Below are 18,356 nucleotides of genomic sequence, written 5' to 3'. Positions count from 1 at the left end.
GCTGTTTTTTTGTGAAAAGAATATATTTCTAAAGTATTGAACAAAGTAATAAGTGTATATGTATACGTCATTACTTAGTTTTTTTTACATTGTTACATTATTGTCAAATAATAAATAATTACTATGCATTTTGAATGGATATAATAGAAATAGAGTGATAGATGATGAAATGGTACGAAGAACCCAATAAAATCAATGTTCGGTATATTTACACTATTCTAAATATATAAACTTTAAAAAAATAGTATGTTAGCGTTTTCATAACTTTTAAGTTATGCTAGAATAAGGACATAAGTTATTAATTATTTGAAAAAGAAAAAAGAATTCCTTTTTTCTGTTAATTATAAGGGGGCATTTCATTATGCGTATTGGGGTACCAGCAGAAATTAAAAACAACGAAAACCGTGTGGCAATGACACCAGCAGGTGTTGTACATTTAATTCGTAACAATCACGAAGTATTCATTCAAAAGGATGCAGGTGTAGGATCTGGTTTCACAGATGCTCAGTATGTTGAAGCGGGAGCAAAAATTGTTGATACAGCTGAAGAAGCTTGGAACATGGAAATGGTTATGAAAGTTAAGGAACCAGTTGAAAGTGAATACAAGCACTTCAGTGAAGGTTTAATCTTATTCACATACTTACACTTAGCTCCAGAACCAGAATTAACAAAAGCATTAATTGAGAAGAAAGTTGTTGCTATCGCATATGAAACAGTACAATTAGAAAACCGTTCATTACCATTACTTGCACCTATGAGTGAAGTAGCTGGTCGTATGGCTGCACAAATCGGTGCGCAATTCCTTGAGAAAAACAAAGGCGGTAAAGGTATCTTACTTGCAGGTGTTCCAGGAGTTAAACGTGGTAAAGTAACAATTATCGGTGGTGGACAAGCTGGTACAAATGCTGCTAAAATTGCAGTTGGACTAGGTGCGGATGTAACAATCATCGACTTAAGTGCAGAACGTCTTCGTCAATTAGATGACATTTTCGGAAACCAAGTAAAAACTTTAATGTCTAATCCTTACAATATTGCAGAAGCTGTAAAAGAATCTGATCTTGTAATCGGTGCAGTATTAATCCCAGGTGCAAAAGCGCCAAAACTTGTAACAGAAGAAATGATTAAATCAATGGAACAAGGTTCTGTTGTTGTAGATATCGCGATTGACCAAGGTGGTATTTTCGAAACAACTGACCGTATTACAACTCATGATAACCCAACTTATGAAAAACACGGCGTTGTGCATTATGCAGTTGCAAACATGCCAGGTGCGGTTCCACGTACATCAACTCTTGCATTAACAAACGTAACAGTACCATATGCAGTACAAATTGCTAACAAAGGCTACAAAGAAGCTTGCCTAGGCAACACTGCATTATTAAAAGGTATTAATACATTAGAAGGCTATGTAACATTCGAAGCAGTTGCAGAAGCTCACGGTGTAGAGTACAAAGGTGCAAAAGAATTATTAGAAGCAGAAACAGTATCTTGCTAATAGCAGCATTATACAAAAAAAAATCGAACAATATATAATACAACATGATAAGAGCTAAGAGATAATACCTCTTAGCTCTTCTTAGTAAAAGGGGGCATTCATCGTGGCCAACCTATTCAAAAAGAAATCCGTTACGCAATTGTTAGGGGAAAGTAAAAGTAAAACTTTGACGAAAACGCTAGGGGCATTTGACCTAACAATGCTAGGGATTGGTGCGATAATTGGTACAGGAGTTCTAGTATTAACGGGATTAGTAGCAGCAAGAGATGCTGGTCCAGCAGTTATTTTTTCATTCATGATTGCAGCAATTGTTTGTGGATTTGCAGCTTTATGCTATGCAGAGGTTGCATCTGCACTTCCTGTTTCAGGTAGTGTGTACACATATTCATATGCAACAATTGGTGAGTTTGTTGCCCATTTAATGGGATGGACATTGCTATCCGTATATGTCGTAACGACTGCCGCAGTAGCTGGCGGATGGACAGGTTATTTCAATAATTTAGTGAGTGGATTGGGGCTTGAAATTCCAAAAGCGTTGTTAACGATTCCATCGCAAGGTGGTATGGTGAACTTACCCGCAGTTATCGTTACGTTGGTGATAACTTGGTTATTATCACGAGGTACAAAAGAAAGTAAGCGTGTGAATAACATAATGGTATTAATTAAAATTAGTATTGTTGTTTTATTCATTGCAGTTGGTGTATTCTACGTGAAACCAGAAAACTGGATACCATTTGCACCGTACGGCTTAAGTGGAGTCTTTGCCGGAGGAGCAGCAGTATTCTTCGCTTTCTTAGGATTTGATGCATTAGCAACTTCTGCTGAAGAAGTAAAAAATCCGCAACGTGATCTACCGATTGGTATTATTGCTTCATTAGTCATTTGTACAATCATTTATGTTGTAGTTTGTCTCGTTATGACAGGTATGGTTTCTTACAAGGAATTAGATGTACCTGAAGCGATGGCCTATGTACTAGAAGTTGTAGGACAAGATAAAGTGGCTGGTGTAATTGCTATTGGAGCTGTAATTGGTATTATGGCTGTAATTTTCGCATACATCTACGCTACGACACGTGTATTCTTCGCGATGAGCCGTGACGGTTTATTGCCAAAATCTTTTGCGAAAATTAACAAGAAGACAGAAGCACCAACATTTTCAGTTTGGTTAACAGGAATTGGTAGTGCTGTAATTGCTGGATTTATCGATTTAAAAGAATTGTCAAATTTAGCGAATATTGGAGCGTTATTAACATTCGCGATGGTTGGTGTAACTGTCATCATTCTTCGTAAAACGCATCCGAAATTACAACGCGGATTTATGGTACCACTTGTACCAATCTTACCGATTATTTCAGTTGCATGCTGTCTATTCTTAATGGTAAATCTACCGTTAAAAACATGGATATACTTCGGTGTTTGGTTGGCAATTGGAGTAGTTGTATACTTTGTATATTCGAAAAAGCACAGTCATCTAAAAGAAGATGGAAGTTCGCAAGATAGTTTAGAAAAAGCTAATTAAAGGGATATAAGATAGTAAGCCTTGTGCGTCTAGGGAGCGCGCAAGGCTTTTTCTTTTGGGGAAATAAAGGGGGGCAATGTTACTTTGTCGAACTTTGATGTCGGAATATGAAAAAGGGGTGGAAAGATGGAGACGAAAGTTGTCGTTGGAGCAGAGGGATATAATAATAACCCAGGTTGGTTACATACAAATGAAGAACAATTAAATTTATTAAAAAGAGAAACGTGGATTAATAAATTTCAGACTAATTCTTTATCAGTAATTTTGGCTGAGCACGTATGGGAGCATTTATCGTATGAAGAAGGTATAGAAGCAGCTAAAATATGCTATGAGTTTTTACAAGATGATGGTTATATTCGGTGTGCAGTGCCGGATGCATGTTTCCCCAATGAAGAATATCAGCGTGGTGTGCAAGTGGGAGGACCTGGCCCGTTAGATCATCCGGCTGCAAGTCATAAAATTGTACATAACTATAAAACGATTGTATCTATGTTTGAAGCAGCGGGTTTTCAAGTGAAGTTGCTAGAGTATTGCGATGAAAATGGAGAATTTCATTATAATGATTGGAATGAGCAAGGAGGTTTTATTTATCGCTCGAAGCGCTTTGACCATAGAAATCAAGATGGAAAGTTAGGATTCGCTTCGCTAATCGTGGATGCAGTGAAAGTTAATACATAAGAAAAGGATGCACGATAGCTTTCGTGCATCCTTTTTGTATGAAGATCATGATAGATGCTGAGAATATTTATATGTTTATTTTGAAATGTGAACGGAATATTTTAAAAAATGTATGAGAATTCATTGACACATATGAATGGACGCTCATATAATAAAGGTATAAGATATATGAATAGTTGTTCATATGTTCAAATAAAGAGGTGAGCTGTGATGGCTGAAAATAAAGTAGAAACGCAACAGGAAGCATGTTCTCAAACGGTAATTCACGAGGAAATCGTGGATCAAGTAAAACAAACAATTCCGGCTGATGAAAGTTTAAGTAAAGTAGCAGAATTATTTAAAGTATTAGGTGACCGTACACGTACGAGAATATTACATGCATTATTTGAAGCTGAAATGTGTGTTTGTGATTTAGCTTATTTATTAGGAATGACGCAATCTTCAATCTCACATCAGCTTCGTGTATTAAAGCAAGCAAAGCTTGTAAAGAACCGTAAAGAAGGAAAGGTAGTTTATTATTCATTAGCTGATCAACACGTAATTCATATCTTCGAGCAAGCGTTTGAACACGTAAACGAGGAAGAATAAAAACGCGAGGAGGGAAAACGATGGCAGAAGCATTAGTGAAAAAGAAACTTATGCTAGAAGGTTTAGATTGTGCAAATTGTGCAATGAAAATTGAAAAAGGTGTTGGGAATATAGAAGGAGTAACATCTTGTTCCGTAAACTTTGCAACAAAAACGATGCTTTTAGAAACACCGCAAAATAAAGAAAATCAAGTTGTTACGGAAGCGAAGCAACTTGTTACAAAATTAGAGCCGCATATTAAAGTACAAGAAGAACAAAAAACAAAATCAATAAAAGAAGTATTTGTATTAGAAGGCTTAGATTGTGCAAATTGTGCAATGAAGATTGAAAATAAGGTAAAGGAAATGCCAACAGTTTCAGAAGCGACTGTTGATTTCGTATCAAAGAAATTACGAGTAGAAGTTGCGAATAAAAGAGAACTTGAATCGACTGTGCAAAATATAAAAAATGTTGTTCAAAAGTTAGAGCCGGATGTAAAAGTTGTTCGTGAAGAGGAAAAGGGACACGACCACGGTCATGATCATGGTGATGGAAATGTGAAAAAGATGATAGGACGATTAGTAGTCGGTGGAATTTTGACAGGAATTGCTGCATTAGCCGGATTACCGCAAATGATAACAATTCCATTATTCGTCCTTGCGTATTTATTAATAGGTGGAGATATCGTTTGGAGAGCGGTAAGAAACATAACTCGCGGCCAAGTATTCGATGAAAACTTTTTAATGGCAATTGCAACTTTAGGAGCTTTCGCGATTCAACAATATCCAGAAGCGGTAGCAGTTATGCTATTTTATCAAGTGGGGGAACTGTTCCAAAGTATTGCAGTAAATCGTTCTCGAAAATCAATTACGTCATTAATGGATATTCGTCCTGACTATGCGAATGTGAAAGTTGGAAACGAAACGAAACAAGTATCACCAGAAGATGTGCAAATTGGTGAGTATATTATCGTAAAACCAGGTGAAAAAGTACCGTTAGACGGGAAAGTAATTGAGGGAACATCAATGATGGATACTTCAGCGTTAACAGGTGAGTCTGTACCGCGAGAAGTAGAAGTTGGTAATGACGTATTAAGTGGTTTTGTAAACCAAAATGGTGTATTAACTGTTGAAGTTACAAAAGAGTTCGGTGAATCGACTGTATCGAAAATTTTAGACTTAGTACAAAATGCAAGTAGCAAAAAAGCGCCAACAGAAAACTTTATTACGAAGTTTGCACGTTATTATACTCCTGTTGTAGTTATAACAGCAGCAATAATGGCATTTATTCCACCACTTATTTTAGAGGGTGCTACATTCTCCGATTGGATTTATAGAGCTTTAGTGTTCTTAGTAATCTCTTGTCCATGTGCGCTCGTTGTATCGATTCCTCTTGGATTCTTTGGCGGTATTGGTGGGGCATCTAAAAGTGGTATTTTAGTAAAAGGAAGTAACTATTTAGAAGCATTGAATGATGTGAAATATATCGTTTTTGATAAAACAGGAACATTAACAAAAGGTGTCTTTAAAGTTACGAAGATGGAGCCTAGTGAAGGTATTACAGCAGAAGAGCTATTAGAATATGCAGCATTTGCAGAAGTATATTCAAATCATCCGATTGCACAATCTATTCGAAATGCATATGGAAAATCAATCGATGAAAATACTATTGAAGACTATAGTGAAATTTCTGGTCATGGTACGGTTGTAAAAGTACAAGGAAAAGAAATTTTCGCAGGTAATGCTAAATTAATGAGAAAAGAAAACATTACATTTAAGCAACCAAATACAGTAGGTACACTAGTTCATGTTGCTGTAGATGGTAAATATGCAGGTTATATTGTTATCTCTGATGAGGTAAAAGAGGATTCAAAACAAGCAATTCAAAAGTTAAAAGAACTGGGTATTAAGAAAACAGTCATGTTAACTGGTGATGCAAAATCAGTTGGTGAAGCTATTGGTAAAGAATTAGGTTTAGATGAAGTTCATGCCGAATTATTACCACACCAAAAAGTAGAAGAAATCGAAAAAATTGATGCAGCAAAACGCGGTAAAGAAAAGATTGCATTTGTCGGTGATGGTATTAATGATACGCCAGTACTAGCAAGGGCGGACGTTGGTATTGCGATGGGCGGTTTAGGGTCAGATGCAGCAATTGAAGCTGCTGACATCGTTATTATGACTGATGAGCCTTCAAAAATTGTGACAGCAGTAAAAATTGCAAAACGTACACGTAGCATCGTATGGCAAAATATTATATTTGCATTAGGGGTAAAAGGATTAGTGTTATTACTCGGCGCCTTTGGTATTGCAACAATGTGGGAAGCAGTCTTCTCAGATGTTGGTGTGACACTACTTGCAGTTTTAAATGCAATGCGTGTACTGAGAGTGAAAGATTTATAAAAATAAGCGAGGGCGCGATTACGCCCTCGCTTATTTTTATTATTTTACCGTGTTATTGATGGTGACTGTTGGTAACATAATATTGAAAAAAACAGAGAAGGAGAAACTTCTCTGTTTATCCCGCTATTGGCGAGCAGTAAGACTCCCACCTCAAAATTTGGCGAATGCGAGGAAGTTAGGCGGGAGTTAACTGCCCGTAAAAGCCCGATTGGTGAAGGCTAATAATCAGTGGGGATGGACAAAACCCCCCACTGATTAAAGTTTCACTTTATTTTTGTATATTTTTCGCAACCTTTTCTCGAACGGTTTGAATGTAATTCATTTTATGATCCCAACATTCTTGGCTTAAATCGACCGGGTACTCTTCAGGATTTAAAGTTCGCATATATTCTTCCCAAAATACTGAGAGGCTGTGTTCGTTATACTTTTGAATATCTAATATGCTAGGTAATTCATACGTTCTTTTACCGTTAACGAAAATATCTTGATGCAGTTCGCGTGCTTCGAAGTTTGTTACGAATTTACTTATATATGTATGAACAGGATGGAACATTTTTAAACGTTCTTCTTTTCCGGGTTCTTCTGACTCTAAAGCAATATAATCGCCTTCTGCATGATCGTTAACACGGTTAATAATACGATAAATTCGTTTAAGTCCTGGGGTTGTAATTTTTTCAGGATTAGATGAAATTTTAATCGTATCATTTAATTTCCCGTTGGTATCTTCAATAGCGACTAGTTTATAGACAGCACCTAATGCTGGCTGCTCAAAGGCTGTAATCAGCTTTGTGCCAACACCCCATACATCAATTTTTGCCCCTTGAGATTTCAAGTGCATAATCGTATATTCGTCTAAATCGCTAGAAGCGATAATTTTTGTGTTTGTAAATCCAGCTTCATCAAGTTGTTTCCTTGCTTCCTTTGATAAATATGCCATATCACCACTATCAAGGCGAATGCCATAAAAATCGATACGATCCCCGAACTCTTTTGCAACACGAATCGCATTTGGAACACCAGATTTTAAAGTGTCGTATGTATCGACGAGAAATACACATTTTTTATGTGTTTCAGCATATTTTTTAAACGCAACATATTCATCACGATATGCTTGAACGAAAGAGTGGGCATGTGTGCCAGCTACAGGGATGCCAAAACGTTTCCCTGCCCGAACGTTACTTGTAGATGAAAATCCACCAATAAAGGCAGCGCGAGTGCCCCAAAGGGCAGCGTCAAACTCATGAGCACGCCTTGTACCAAACTCTAAAAGTTCATCATTATTTGCAGCGTGCTTCATACGTGCAGCTTTTGTAGCAATTAATGTTTGGTAATTTACAATATTTAAGAGGGCGGTTTCAATTATTTGTGCCTCGCCAAGTGGGGCATCGACACGTAATAAAGGCTCATTATTAAAAACAACTTCGCCTTCTTGCATACTACGAATTATTCCAGTGAACTTCATATTTTGTAAATAATGAAGAAAGTCTTCTTCAAATTGCAGCTCTGCTAAATAAGCGATATCACTTTCGGTAAAGCTGAAATTTTCTATGTACTCTACAATTTTTTCAAGACCAGCAAAAACAGCATAGCCGTTTTCGAATGGAAGCTTTCGAAAGTATAGATCAAAAACAGAACGGCGAGTATGAATACCATCTTTCCAATATGTATAAGCCATGTTGATTTGATATAAATCTGTATGTAAGGCGTAACTATCGTCTTTATAATGATTCATTGCGAAAACACCTCCGTAATTTGGTTATAGTATACCAATTTTCCCCCTTTCGTAGCAAAGAAGTAATAGGGGATTGAAGTCAAGAGAGGAAAAAATGAAATAATGCATATTTTTTAGAAAATTTACATTTATTAATTTATATTTCTCTAGATTTTATGTATTATTAGAGTAATGGGGGTAATGAGAATGGAGGAGGACAATGCAACAAACATTAGAAAAAATAGGCAAACAAGTCTTTTATAAACGGCTACAGCAAAAAATGACACAAGAAGAATTATGTCAGGGCATTTGTTCTGTCTCATACTTAAGTAAGATCGAAAATGGAAAGATTGAAGCATCAGAAGAAATTCTACAATTGCTCTGCACAAGACTAGAAATTGCTGTGACGGATTTGAGAGATGTAGAAGAAGATGTGAAGGTGAAGTTGGACGAGTGGTTGAATGCACTAGTTCATTTGGACAAGCAACAGGTAGAACGCATATATGAAGAGTTACAAGGTGAAATGAAACATGTTGTAGATTTTGAAATTATAAATTATTATAAACTGCTTTATACACGTTATTTAATTATGAAAAGGGATTTACCTGCTATTGAAGAAGAATTGGACAGATTGAAGAAAGTGTACAAGAAATACTCACCTTTTCAGAAGATGTTGTATACGTACAGTAAGGCATTATTATATTCTGTACAGTATAAATACACTCAGGCATTGGAATATTTGTTAAAGACAGAAGCGATGGCGAAAGAGTTAGGCTATTATGAAACAGGAATATATTATAATTTAGCATTGACATATAGTCAGATGGAAATAGACCATATGACACTATACTTTGCTAATGTGGCCTTAGAAGGTTTTAAAAGTGAATATAAATTTAGGAATATCATTAATTGTAAGTTTTTAATTGCGTTTAGTTATACTAGAAAAAAACAATATAATGAAGCTATGGAAATTTATAATCATATCATAAGGGAAGCAACTTCTTTTGCTGATAAAGATAATATTCTGTCTATTGCTTTAAATAATATTGGTTATCTATACTATTGCCAAAAAAATTATACCAAAGCAAAAGAATATTATATAGAATGCTTAAAATATAAAAAAGAAGAAGATATGAATTATATTGATGCTATGTATGAACTTTCGTTACAGTGTATTCAATTAGGAGAACTTGAGGAAGCGGCTGAATGGATTGAAAAAGGTATCCTTGCTGCCAGGAAAGATGATCGATACAAAGGGATGCTATATTTATTATTAAGTTTAAGATATAAGCATTTTGAAGAAAGAGACGTCTATAAAAAATTTCTAGAAACAGAAGTAGTTCCTTTCTTTAAAACAGAGGAAAATATAAAAGATTTAAAGAAAGTATACTTAGAACTAGCTGAATACTTAGAAGAGTGCTCAGATTTTAAAGAAAGTAATCGCTATTATAAGTTAGCGATAAACTTATTAGAAGAATAAAGAGGAGGGATAGTATGAAAAAGTTACTTGCAGGAACATTTGTAGTTATGGCGATTGCAGCAGTAGTACTGGATATTCAGTATGCTTGGAAGCCAGATACTCTGGGTCAAGAAGCTAAAACAGTTCAACAAATTAATTCGTAACCAAAAAACCCCTTTCCAAACGGAAAGGGGTTTCTCAATATTTGCTCCCAAAAATTATACAAAACTTGAGAAATCAATTATTTGAATTTTTAGTATATTAATAGTGGAAACATAATGCTAATATGAAACTACTCTTTTTCAAAAAAAATTATTAGGGGGAAGGTTATATGAAAAGGAAGAGTTTAGCGTTAGTGTTAGCGACAGGAATGGCAGTTACAGCGTTCGGAGGGACAGGCTCTGCATTTGCGGATTCTAAAAATGTGCTCTCTACTAAGAAGTACAATGAGACGGTACAGTCACCTGAGTTTATTTCTGGTGATCTAACTGGAGCGACTGGTAAGAAAGCGGAATCTGTTGTGTTTGATTACTTAAATGCGGCAAAAGGTGATTATAAGTTAGGGGAAAAGAGTGCGCAAGATTCTTTCAAAGTGAAACAAGTGAAAAAAGACTCTGTCACTGATTCAACAGTAGTACGTATGCAACAAGTTTACGAGGGAGTACCTGTATGGGGGTCTACTCAAGTAGCTCACGTAAGTAAAGATGGTTCTTTAAAAGTACTGTCTGGAACAGTTGCGCCTGATTTAGACAAAAAGGAAAAGTTGAAAAATAAAAATAAGATTGAAGGCGCAAAAGCAATTGAAATCGCGCAGCAAGATTTAGGAGTAACACCGAAATATGAGGTGGAACCAAAAGCGGACTTATATGTATATCAAAACGGTGAAGAAACAACATATGCATATGTTGTGAATTTAAACTTCTTAGAGCCAAATCCAGGAAACTATTACTATTTCATTGAAGCGGAAAGCGGTAAAGTGTTAAATAAATATAATAAACTTGATCATGTAACGAATGATGATAAGTCACCAGTTAAGCAAGATGCTCCTAAACAGGAAGCGAAAGCGGTTGTAAAGCCTGTAACAGGAACGAATAAAGTGGGAACTGGTAAAGGTGTATTAGGAGATACGAAATCGCTTAATACAACGTTATCTGGATCATCTTACTACTTGCAAGATAATACGCGCGGAGCAACAATTTTCACATATGATGCGAAAAATCGTTCGACGTTACCAGGAACATTATGGGCAGATGCAGATAATGTTTTCAATGCAGCATATGATGCAGCGGCAGTTGATGCTCATTACTATGCAGGCAGAACATATGATTACTATAAAGCTACATTTAACCGAAATTCTATTAATGATGCGGGAGCACCATTAAAATCAACAGTTCATTATGGAAGTAAATATAATAATGCGTTCTGGAACGGCTCGCAAATGGTATACGGAGATGGTGATGGTGTAACATTTACTTCGTTATCTGGTGGCATTGATGTAATTGGGCATGAATTAACACATGCTGTTACGGAAAATAGCTCGGATTTAATTTATCAGAATGAATCGGGAGCGTTAAATGAAGCGGTTTCTGATATTTTTGGTACATTAGTAGAGTATTATGATAATCGTAACCCAGATTGGGAGATTGGTGAAGATATTTACACGCCTGGTAAAGCGGGAGATGCACTTCGTTCTATGAGTGATCCTGCAAAGTATGGTGACCCAGACCATTATTCTAAGCGTTACACTGGTTCAAGTGATAACGGCGGTGTTCATACAAACAGTGGAATTATTAACAAACAAGCTTATTTATTAGCAAATGGCGGTACGCATTCTGGTGTAACTGTAAATGGTATCGGCAAAGATAAATTAGGTGCAATTTACTACCGTGCAAATACACAGTACTTCACGCAATCTACTACATTTAGCCAAGCGCGTGCTGGCTTAGTGCAAGCTGCAGCTGATTTATATGGTGCTAGCTCTGCAGAAGTAGCAGCAGTTAAGCAATCATTTAGTGCTGTTGGTGTAAACTAAGATATTTCTATTCGTAAGATATATATGTATTAATAGAATATACTTCAAAAAATAAAGAAGGAGCCTATGCTCCTTCTTTATTTTTTTCTCCATTTTTTCCACAAATAAAATAATCCAACGCAACCCGCGATTGTTATAATCCACTTCGCTTCATTTGTTCCGTTTATGACATGATATGCAGAATATACTTCAATCAATAAGGACGGTATTTTCCCTATTGTGCTAGCAATACTGAAAGAGAGTAATGACATTTTGCCTAGAGCTGCAAATAAAGTAACGATACTGGACGGAATGAAAGGAATAAAACGAAAAGATAGGACGAGTAGAAATGCCTCTCTGCCTTCTACGTAAAGAAGGCGTTCTACCTTTGGATACTTATTTACTGTATCGTGAGTGAACTTTTGAAGGCCTATGCGATAAATATAAAACGAGATAATAGCCCCTAATGCCTCACCTGCGATCGAAATGATTGTTCCATTTGTTACACCAAAGAGCTGTATATTAATGGCGGTCAAAAAAATACTAGGGATAAAACCTAAAAGACTGATGATGATGTTGATTAAGATACTAAGTGGAATTGCGATTGAATAATAGTCTGTTAAGAAGTTTTGAATTGTTTCAGCCATCTTATAAGATCCTTTATCTTTTTTTGCATTACACCATATTTTCATTGTATAGGCAAGTGTAAATTCACATAATGTAGAAAACAGTTGATGGAAAGGGGTCTATATACCTTATATAGGTATTGGGTATATAAAAGTATGGGTATATTTAATCCGTTTAAAAAATACTCCATAAACCCCTTGTTTAAGGGGTTTATGGAGTATTATGATTATCATTTTTATCTGGGAAATAATTCGAAAAACATGGGGGTATATTTTAAAGTGGGCGGAAAACAGTGGTTTGATGAAATTTGATTGGAAAATATAGAAAAATGAATGGGGCATTTTAAAACTGTATACATTTTTCCTTTGTGAAATTGACTTTTAATAGAGTTACGATAATAATCATGGAAGAGGTGATACGATGAAACGACTAAGTAGTCTTTTCCTAAGTAGTTTATTAGCACTAATGCTGATTTTAAGTGGATGTGCAGGAAAAGAACAAAAAACAGAAAAAACAAAAGAGGATCATTCTACATCAGTAGAAAAAATTAGTGATAATATTTTAGATGAAATGGAAGGGCCACCTAAAAATGGTCATACGATTGAAAGGCATGTAGGCAAATCAGAAGAGGATTTGAAGAATCGTTTGAAGACAGATAAAGTTTCAGCGGCAAGTACATACTATGATAAGGAAACAGCGACAAAGGCTGTGAAAGATAGTTTAAAACAACATGATAAAGAAATTCAGGATTGGTTGAAAAACTCTAAAGAGGCTCGCCTTGTATTGAATACAACTCATTCATTCCCAGTTGGAAAAACAGTAATAAAGAAAAATATGAATGTAAAAGACAAACTAGTAAAGACTGTTACTGTTTTAGCGAGAGATAAATCAGGAGATCTAGGATTTAAGATTATTACTTCTTATCCATCAGATAAATAAAGGGGGGAGTATATATGTATCCAACATTACAATACTTTCTTAAATCGTACTGTACGTTAAGTATTCATGAGGATGAAATAGTAAGTGTGATGGAAGAGTTCATAGAGCAAGAAGACGAAGAAATTGTTTTGAAATTACGCGATGAATTAGTAAATATGAAGAAAAAGAACGCGTGGGAAGAAGCGTGCGTATTAGCTGCGAAGCAAGGAAATCGTGTGTGGTCTTTAGAAGAAACGAAAGATCATCTGGAAAATTTTTTACTATTATTGCAAAAGAAAAAGGCGTGAGTAGATCACGCCTTTTTGTATACGCTTTTTGAAATTTGTCCGTTTGATATTATCTCATTGTTTTGGGGCACTTTTATATACGCTTTTTGAAATTTGTCCATTCGATATTACTTCACCGTTTTGTGTTACTTTTTTATACGTAACAGCTGTTATTTTATCACCAGTATTACTAATTACTTGAGAAGAAACTTCAACATTTTTACCAGTATTTGTACCGAAAATACGTGTAGTAATACTGCCGCCATTTGAAAATGCTTGAATGTAAATATGCTTACCTGTATTGTTTTTAAATTTTAAATCCGGACCATAATCTGCCACTGCTGCATCTTGCCCAAGTGGTAAATAATTTACGGGCATAGAATGATTACTTCGAGAAACAATTCCTAAATCTGCCCTTAAAGCTGCGCTGTATAAAGTACTACTTACTTGGCAAACGCCTCCGCCTGCACTTTGTATAACTTTACCTTGTGAATATACTGCTGCGGATTTATAGCCATTTGCAGCATCAGTTACGCCAACACGGCCATTAAAACTAAACGTTTCATCAGGTGCTACAATAACTCCACTTAAAGTATTAGCTGACTTATTTACGTTATAGGACTGATTTCCATTACGGCCAGCCATTGGGGTAGAGTATTCAGCAATCACTTCTTTAATCCCCATTTGTTGTATATCTTCTGTAGAACGTTCAGGTTTTATTAGTGTAACTGGTAATGCAACATCGGATGTGCCAGAAGTAATAGCTGCGCTTGTTAAATCGGTTAATTTTCCTTTATCAATTTTTTCCCCATTTTGACTTTGGCTAATATTTACTGTAGAGCCTTCAACACTCAATTCGGCATTGACAGGATTTTTTAATGTTTCATTATATTTATCCTTTATAAAGGTTTCATAAGTTGTTGTATTTAATTGTGGTGTTAATTTATAGTCACGTTTTACTTCACCGTTTTCAGCTTGCTTACGCATGTTGTAACGATTCATTACGTTCCCTTCTTGTTCTTTAAAGATATTGTCGACAATATCCTTCTCTTTATAATCTACTCCTAAATCTTTCCACGTGTAATTTTGTTTATCATTTTGGAATACGTAGTTAAGAGATTTTTGATCTAATTCATTCACCTTTTGATTAACAATAGCTTGGATATCTGCTTTATTTTTTCCATCAAGAGAAATACCTTCAAATGTAGTGTTTGGTAGTGCAGTTGTATTTAGTTGATTATTTAATTTGGATACATATTGATATCCACCAACACCACCAACACAAAGTAATATGCCACCAGCAATAGCGGAACCAATCAGTATTTTGCTTAGCTTCATTTATTTCCCCCCAGAAAAATTTGTATAAATATATGTATTACATTTTTTGTATAAAAATGATGAAAATAACATTATGTACGTACTAGTATACTATTATTTTCACTATGCGTGTAATGTTTTCATAAAAAATGTTACACTGCTGTAATAATTGTCTCTTTTTGTCACAATATGCATGAGAAATATGTTGAAAATTATAATAAAAAGGCTGCTTAGAAAAATCTAGCAGCCTTTTTATTATAATTTTTTATGCTCATTTTTATTCGTAACACCGAGATGTTCTTGAAGTGTTGTCGATATATCATTAACACTTTTTTCGTTTGGAACGTAATAATAAATACCACCTATATATTTATCAGTACCTTCTACTTGTAATTTATCCATTTTTAAATTTGAATCCATTGAATTTTTTGCAATAGCCATCATATCATCAAAAGTTAAATTTGTTTTTAAATCTTTATCGACAGCATCTAATAGGCTTCCGATTTTATTAATGGAATTGAGAGAGAGGGCTTTTTCAGCAATAGCCTCTAAAACAAGTTGTTGTCGTTGACCACGCATATAATCACTATCAATATGACGAGTTCTAGCTAGTGCAAGTGCTTCTTCTCCATTTAAATGTTGACGCCCTTTTTTTAGGTGAATTGCATCTGCTTCGTCGCTACTATTTTGTTCTGTGAACTCAACTGGAACGTCGACAGTTATACCACCTAGAGAATCAACGATCTTGATAAAGGATTTGAAATTAAATTTTACATAGTAATCAACTGGGACATCTAAAAATTTTTCTACTGTATCAATTGTGCTGTCTACACCACCAAATACGTGTGCATGTGTAATTTTATCATATTTATCACGTGATTTAATGTAGACGCGTGAATCACGTGGAATGCTAACTAGTTTAACAGATTTATCATTTTTATTAATTGTTGCAAGTAGTAATGCATCTGTACGAGTCGCTTTTCCGTAACCTTTTTCCCTAATATCACTTTCATCAACACCCATGATCAGGACAGAAATATTGTCAGTCATAGGTTTAACAGCTTTTTCACGTTTGCTGGATTTATCTCCTCGGCCGAGTTCAGAATAGGCGTTGCTTAAGACGGATTTTGCTTTACTGTATATATGGAAGGAATAGCCTCCTGCTCCCATTGCTACAATAAGTAAGGGAATAAGAATGAACCAAAGTAGGCGCTTTTTCTTTGAACGTCCTTTTTTGGCTCGAGTTTCGTTGTTAATGTCGGATTTCATCATTTTTTCTCCTTTAAAACAATCAAAGTGTATACATCTAGAAGCGTATTAAAACACATAAAAAATATTTTACGCTAAATAAAAGGTATTGTACATGTATAAAAAATAGATGTCTTGATTATTTATCCCGCATTAACGGGCAGTAAAACTCCCACCTCAAAGTCCAGCGAATGCAAGGAAGTTAGGTGGGAGATAACTGCCCGTAAATGCCCGATTGGTTCAACTAATAATCAGTGGGGGATAGCCCCCATCTGATTAAAGTTTCACTTTATAAGACATCTATTCGTTATTGTATACAAAAGACAGGGATAAGAAAATGATAAAATTTTTCCTAATTAAAGCATAATACTTACAATAATCGCAGATAAAATACTAACAAGAGTAGCTCCATATAGTAATTTTAGGCCGAAGCGGGCAACAACATTTCCTTGTTCTTCGTTTAACCCTTTTACCGCACCGGAAATAATTCCAATGGAAGAAAAGTTGGCAAAAGAAACGAGGAAGACAGAAATAATACCAACTGTACGGATAGAGAGAGTGCTGGAAATTTTACTAAGATCCATCATTGCTACAAATTCATTTGTTACAAGCTTTGTTGCCATAATGCTACCCGCTGTGACAATTTCAGAACTTGGTACGCCGATAAGAAATGCAATAGGGGCGAATACATAGCCTATTAGTTGTTGGAAAGTAATGCCGAATATAATGAGGAATAGGTCATTAATGCAACTCATTAATGCGACGAATCCAATGAGCATAGCGCCGACGACAATTGCTACGCGAAAACCATCAAGAATGTATTCTCCAAGCATTTCAAAGAAACTTTGTTTTTCCCCTTTGATTTCCAAAATGTCTTCATCATCGTTAACGTCGTAAGGATTAATAATGAGTACGATAATAAAACCACTAAATAAATTGAGAACGAGTGCGGTTACTACATATTTTGGTTCGATCATCGTCATATAGGCACCGACAATGGACATAGATACTGTTGACATAGCAGAGGCGCAAAGTGTATATAGTCGATGTTTTGGAATTTGGGCTAATTGTTTTTTTACCGTAATAAAAACTTCTGATTGGCCGACAATAGCGGAAGCGATGGCGTTGTAAGATTCTAATTTCCCAAGACCGTTTATTTTACTAAGAAAGAAACCAACCCAACGAATGAAGAATGGTAATATTTTGAAATGTTGTAATATACCAATTAAGACGGAGATAAAGACAATCGGTAATAATACGTTAAGGAAAAATGGCATTTCCCCTTTATTTGCAAGACCGCCAAATACAAAATTTATACCACTGGCAGCATATTCAAGTAGCCTCGTAAACAGGTTGGAAATTATCGTAATAAGTATGAGGCCAACTTCTGTATTTAATAATAAATAGGTTAAAATTAACTGTATAATAAGCATGATAAAAATTGGTTTGAATTTAATATGTTTTTTATTGTTACTAGCAATGTAGGCAAGGAAAAAAACAACGATAAGTCCAACGAAAAAAGTGATAAATTTCATAATAAGCCCCCTAAAAAGAGATATTCTGATATATATGTTTTTCATTTAAAGTGAGAATATACATGTTTGGTAAAGAGAGGAATAGAGGAATCATGAATATATGTAGAATACATCACGTTGCAATTATTTGTTCAAATTATGAAGTGTCAAAGGATTTTTATACACGAATATTAGGTTTCAAAGTGAAGAATGAAGTATATAGAAAGGAACGAAATTCGTATAAGTTAGATTTATGTGTAGGAGGAGAGTATCAAATTGAATTATTTTCATTTCCAAGTCCGCCTGACCGCGCAAGTTTTCCAGAGGCTGCTGGACTTAGACATTTAGCTTTTGCGGTTACTGATATAGAAGAAGCTGTTAAACATTTAAACCGATGCGATGTTGAGACGGAATTGATACGTGTTGATGAGATAACGGGAAAAAAATTCGTCTTTTTCCAAGATCCTGACGGTTTGCCATTAGAATTGTATGAGGGCTGAAAATTGGTGAATTTTATATAGGGTTGCTTTCAAGTAAATGAAGAAACTAAAGTGAAACTTCTTTATTTAAAGGAGGTGTAACTTTAGCTAAGAAAAGCTAAAG

Annotated in this window: 16 protein-coding genes; 11 read left to right on the top strand and 5 right to left on the bottom strand. The window is 35.2% G+C overall.

The annotated features are described in order from the left end of the window. Positions 1-361 precede the first annotated feature (361 nt). The 5 genes from ald to MKX77_RS21150 all read left to right on the top strand — a co-directional run bounded on the left by ald (position 362) and on the right by MKX77_RS21150 (position 6,661). Entirely contained in the window at positions 362-1,495 is a 1,134-nt protein-coding gene (gene ald, locus MKX77_RS21170; RefSeq protein WP_002091029.1) for an alanine dehydrogenase, read from the top strand. Positions 1,496-1,598: 103 nt separating this feature from the next. Further along, positions 1,599-3,014: an amino acid permease gene (locus MKX77_RS21165; protein WP_341307723.1), complete on the top strand. Its 1,416-nt coding sequence runs from the start codon at positions 1,599-1,601 to the stop codon at positions 3,012-3,014. Positions 3,015-3,140: 126 nt separating this feature from the next. Then, the gene (locus MKX77_RS21160) at positions 3,141-3,692 is read left to right on the top strand and encodes a class I SAM-dependent methyltransferase (RefSeq protein ID WP_341307722.1); all 552 of its coding nucleotides are present in this window, start codon (positions 3,141-3,143) and stop codon (positions 3,690-3,692) included. A 210-nt stretch (positions 3,693-3,902) separates the two neighbouring features. After that, a complete protein-coding gene (locus tag MKX77_RS21155; protein WP_193647566.1) occupies positions 3,903-4,280 on the top strand; it encodes an ArsR/SmtB family transcription factor in 378 nt (125 codons plus the stop codon). Between the two features lie 20 nt (positions 4,281-4,300). Then, positions 4,301-6,661 carry a heavy metal translocating P-type ATPase gene (locus tag MKX77_RS21150; RefSeq protein ID WP_341307721.1) on the top strand — a complete coding sequence of 787 codons (2,361 nt, stop codon included), beginning with the start codon at positions 4,301-4,303 and terminating at the stop codon, positions 6,659-6,661. 268 nt (positions 6,662-6,929) lie between these two features. Here the strand turns inward: MKX77_RS21150 and MKX77_RS21145 are convergent, their stop codons facing one another. Next, positions 6,930-8,393, bottom strand: coding sequence for a nicotinate phosphoribosyltransferase (locus MKX77_RS21145; RefSeq protein ID WP_341307720.1), 1,464 nt, complete (start codon positions 8,391-8,393; stop codon positions 6,930-6,932). Positions 8,394-8,592: 199 nt separating this feature from the next. Here MKX77_RS21145 and MKX77_RS21140 point away from each other — a divergent pair, with 199 nt between their 5' ends. The 3 genes from MKX77_RS21140 (at position 8,593) to MKX77_RS21130 (ending at position 11,863) form a co-directional block, all read left to right on the top strand. Then, complete coding sequence (locus MKX77_RS21140) at positions 8,593-9,852, top strand: tetratricopeptide repeat protein (RefSeq protein ID WP_199661435.1); 1,260 nt, start codon at positions 8,593-8,595, stop codon at positions 9,850-9,852. A gap of 14 nt (positions 9,853-9,866) precedes the next feature. Further along, the gene (locus MKX77_RS21135; RefSeq protein WP_199661436.1) at positions 9,867-9,995 is read left to right on the top strand and encodes an NprX family peptide pheromone; all 129 of its coding nucleotides are present in this window, start codon (positions 9,867-9,869) and stop codon (positions 9,993-9,995) included. A 167-nt stretch (positions 9,996-10,162) separates the two neighbouring features. Continuing rightward, positions 10,163-11,863 (top strand): M4 family metallopeptidase, encoded by a 1,701-nt coding sequence (locus MKX77_RS21130; protein WP_341307719.1) that lies wholly within the window; start codon positions 10,163-10,165, stop codon positions 11,861-11,863. 77 nt (positions 11,864-11,940) lie between these two features. On the opposite strand, the gene MKX77_RS21125 is transcribed toward MKX77_RS21130, so the two are convergent. Continuing rightward, positions 11,941-12,489, bottom strand: a complete 549-nt coding sequence (locus tag MKX77_RS21125; RefSeq protein WP_341307718.1) for a TVP38/TMEM64 family protein — start codon at positions 12,487-12,489, stop codon at positions 11,941-11,943. Between the two features lie 400 nt (positions 12,490-12,889). Here MKX77_RS21125 and MKX77_RS21120 point away from each other — a divergent pair, with 400 nt between their 5' ends. Continuing rightward, positions 12,890-13,408, top strand: coding sequence for an RNase A-like domain-containing lipoprotein (locus MKX77_RS21120; RefSeq protein WP_215555200.1), 519 nt, complete (start codon positions 12,890-12,892; stop codon positions 13,406-13,408). A 14-nt stretch (positions 13,409-13,422) separates the two neighbouring features. After that, entirely contained in the window at positions 13,423-13,695 is a 273-nt protein-coding gene (locus MKX77_RS21115; RefSeq protein WP_016097207.1) for a hypothetical protein, read from the top strand. A 54-nt stretch (positions 13,696-13,749) separates the two neighbouring features. Here the strand turns inward: MKX77_RS21115 and MKX77_RS21110 are convergent, their stop codons facing one another. From MKX77_RS21110 to MKX77_RS21100, 3 genes are all read right to left on the bottom strand, one after another. Continuing rightward, positions 13,750-15,012 carry a VanW family protein gene (locus MKX77_RS21110; protein WP_341307717.1) on the bottom strand — a complete coding sequence of 421 codons (1,263 nt, stop codon included), beginning with the start codon at positions 15,010-15,012 and terminating at the stop codon, positions 13,750-13,752. 234 nt (positions 15,013-15,246) lie between these two features. Further along, a complete protein-coding gene (locus MKX77_RS21105; protein ID WP_341307716.1) occupies positions 15,247-16,263 on the bottom strand; it encodes an LCP family glycopolymer transferase in 1,017 nt (338 codons plus the stop codon). Between the two features lie 332 nt (positions 16,264-16,595). Continuing rightward, positions 16,596-17,774, bottom strand: coding sequence for a NupC/NupG family nucleoside CNT transporter (locus MKX77_RS21100; RefSeq protein ID WP_341307715.1), 1,179 nt, complete (start codon positions 17,772-17,774; stop codon positions 16,596-16,598). 92 nt (positions 17,775-17,866) lie between these two features. Here MKX77_RS21100 and gloA2 point away from each other — a divergent pair, with 92 nt between their 5' ends. Continuing rightward, on the top strand, positions 17,867-18,253 hold the full coding sequence (gloA2, locus tag MKX77_RS21095) for an SMU1112c/YaeR family gloxylase I-like metalloprotein (protein ID WP_088098695.1): 387 nt from the start codon (positions 17,867-17,869) through the stop codon (positions 18,251-18,253). Positions 18,254-18,356 lie beyond the last annotated feature (103 nt).

The sequence above is a fragment of the Bacillus sp. FSL R9-9410 genome, from assembly GCF_038050385.1.
GTDB lineage: Bacteria > Bacillota > Bacilli > Bacillales > Bacillaceae_G > Bacillus_A > Bacillus_A cereus_U.
Note: the sequence above shows the minus strand (reverse complement) of the source record. Positions and strands in the feature narration are given on the sequence as shown.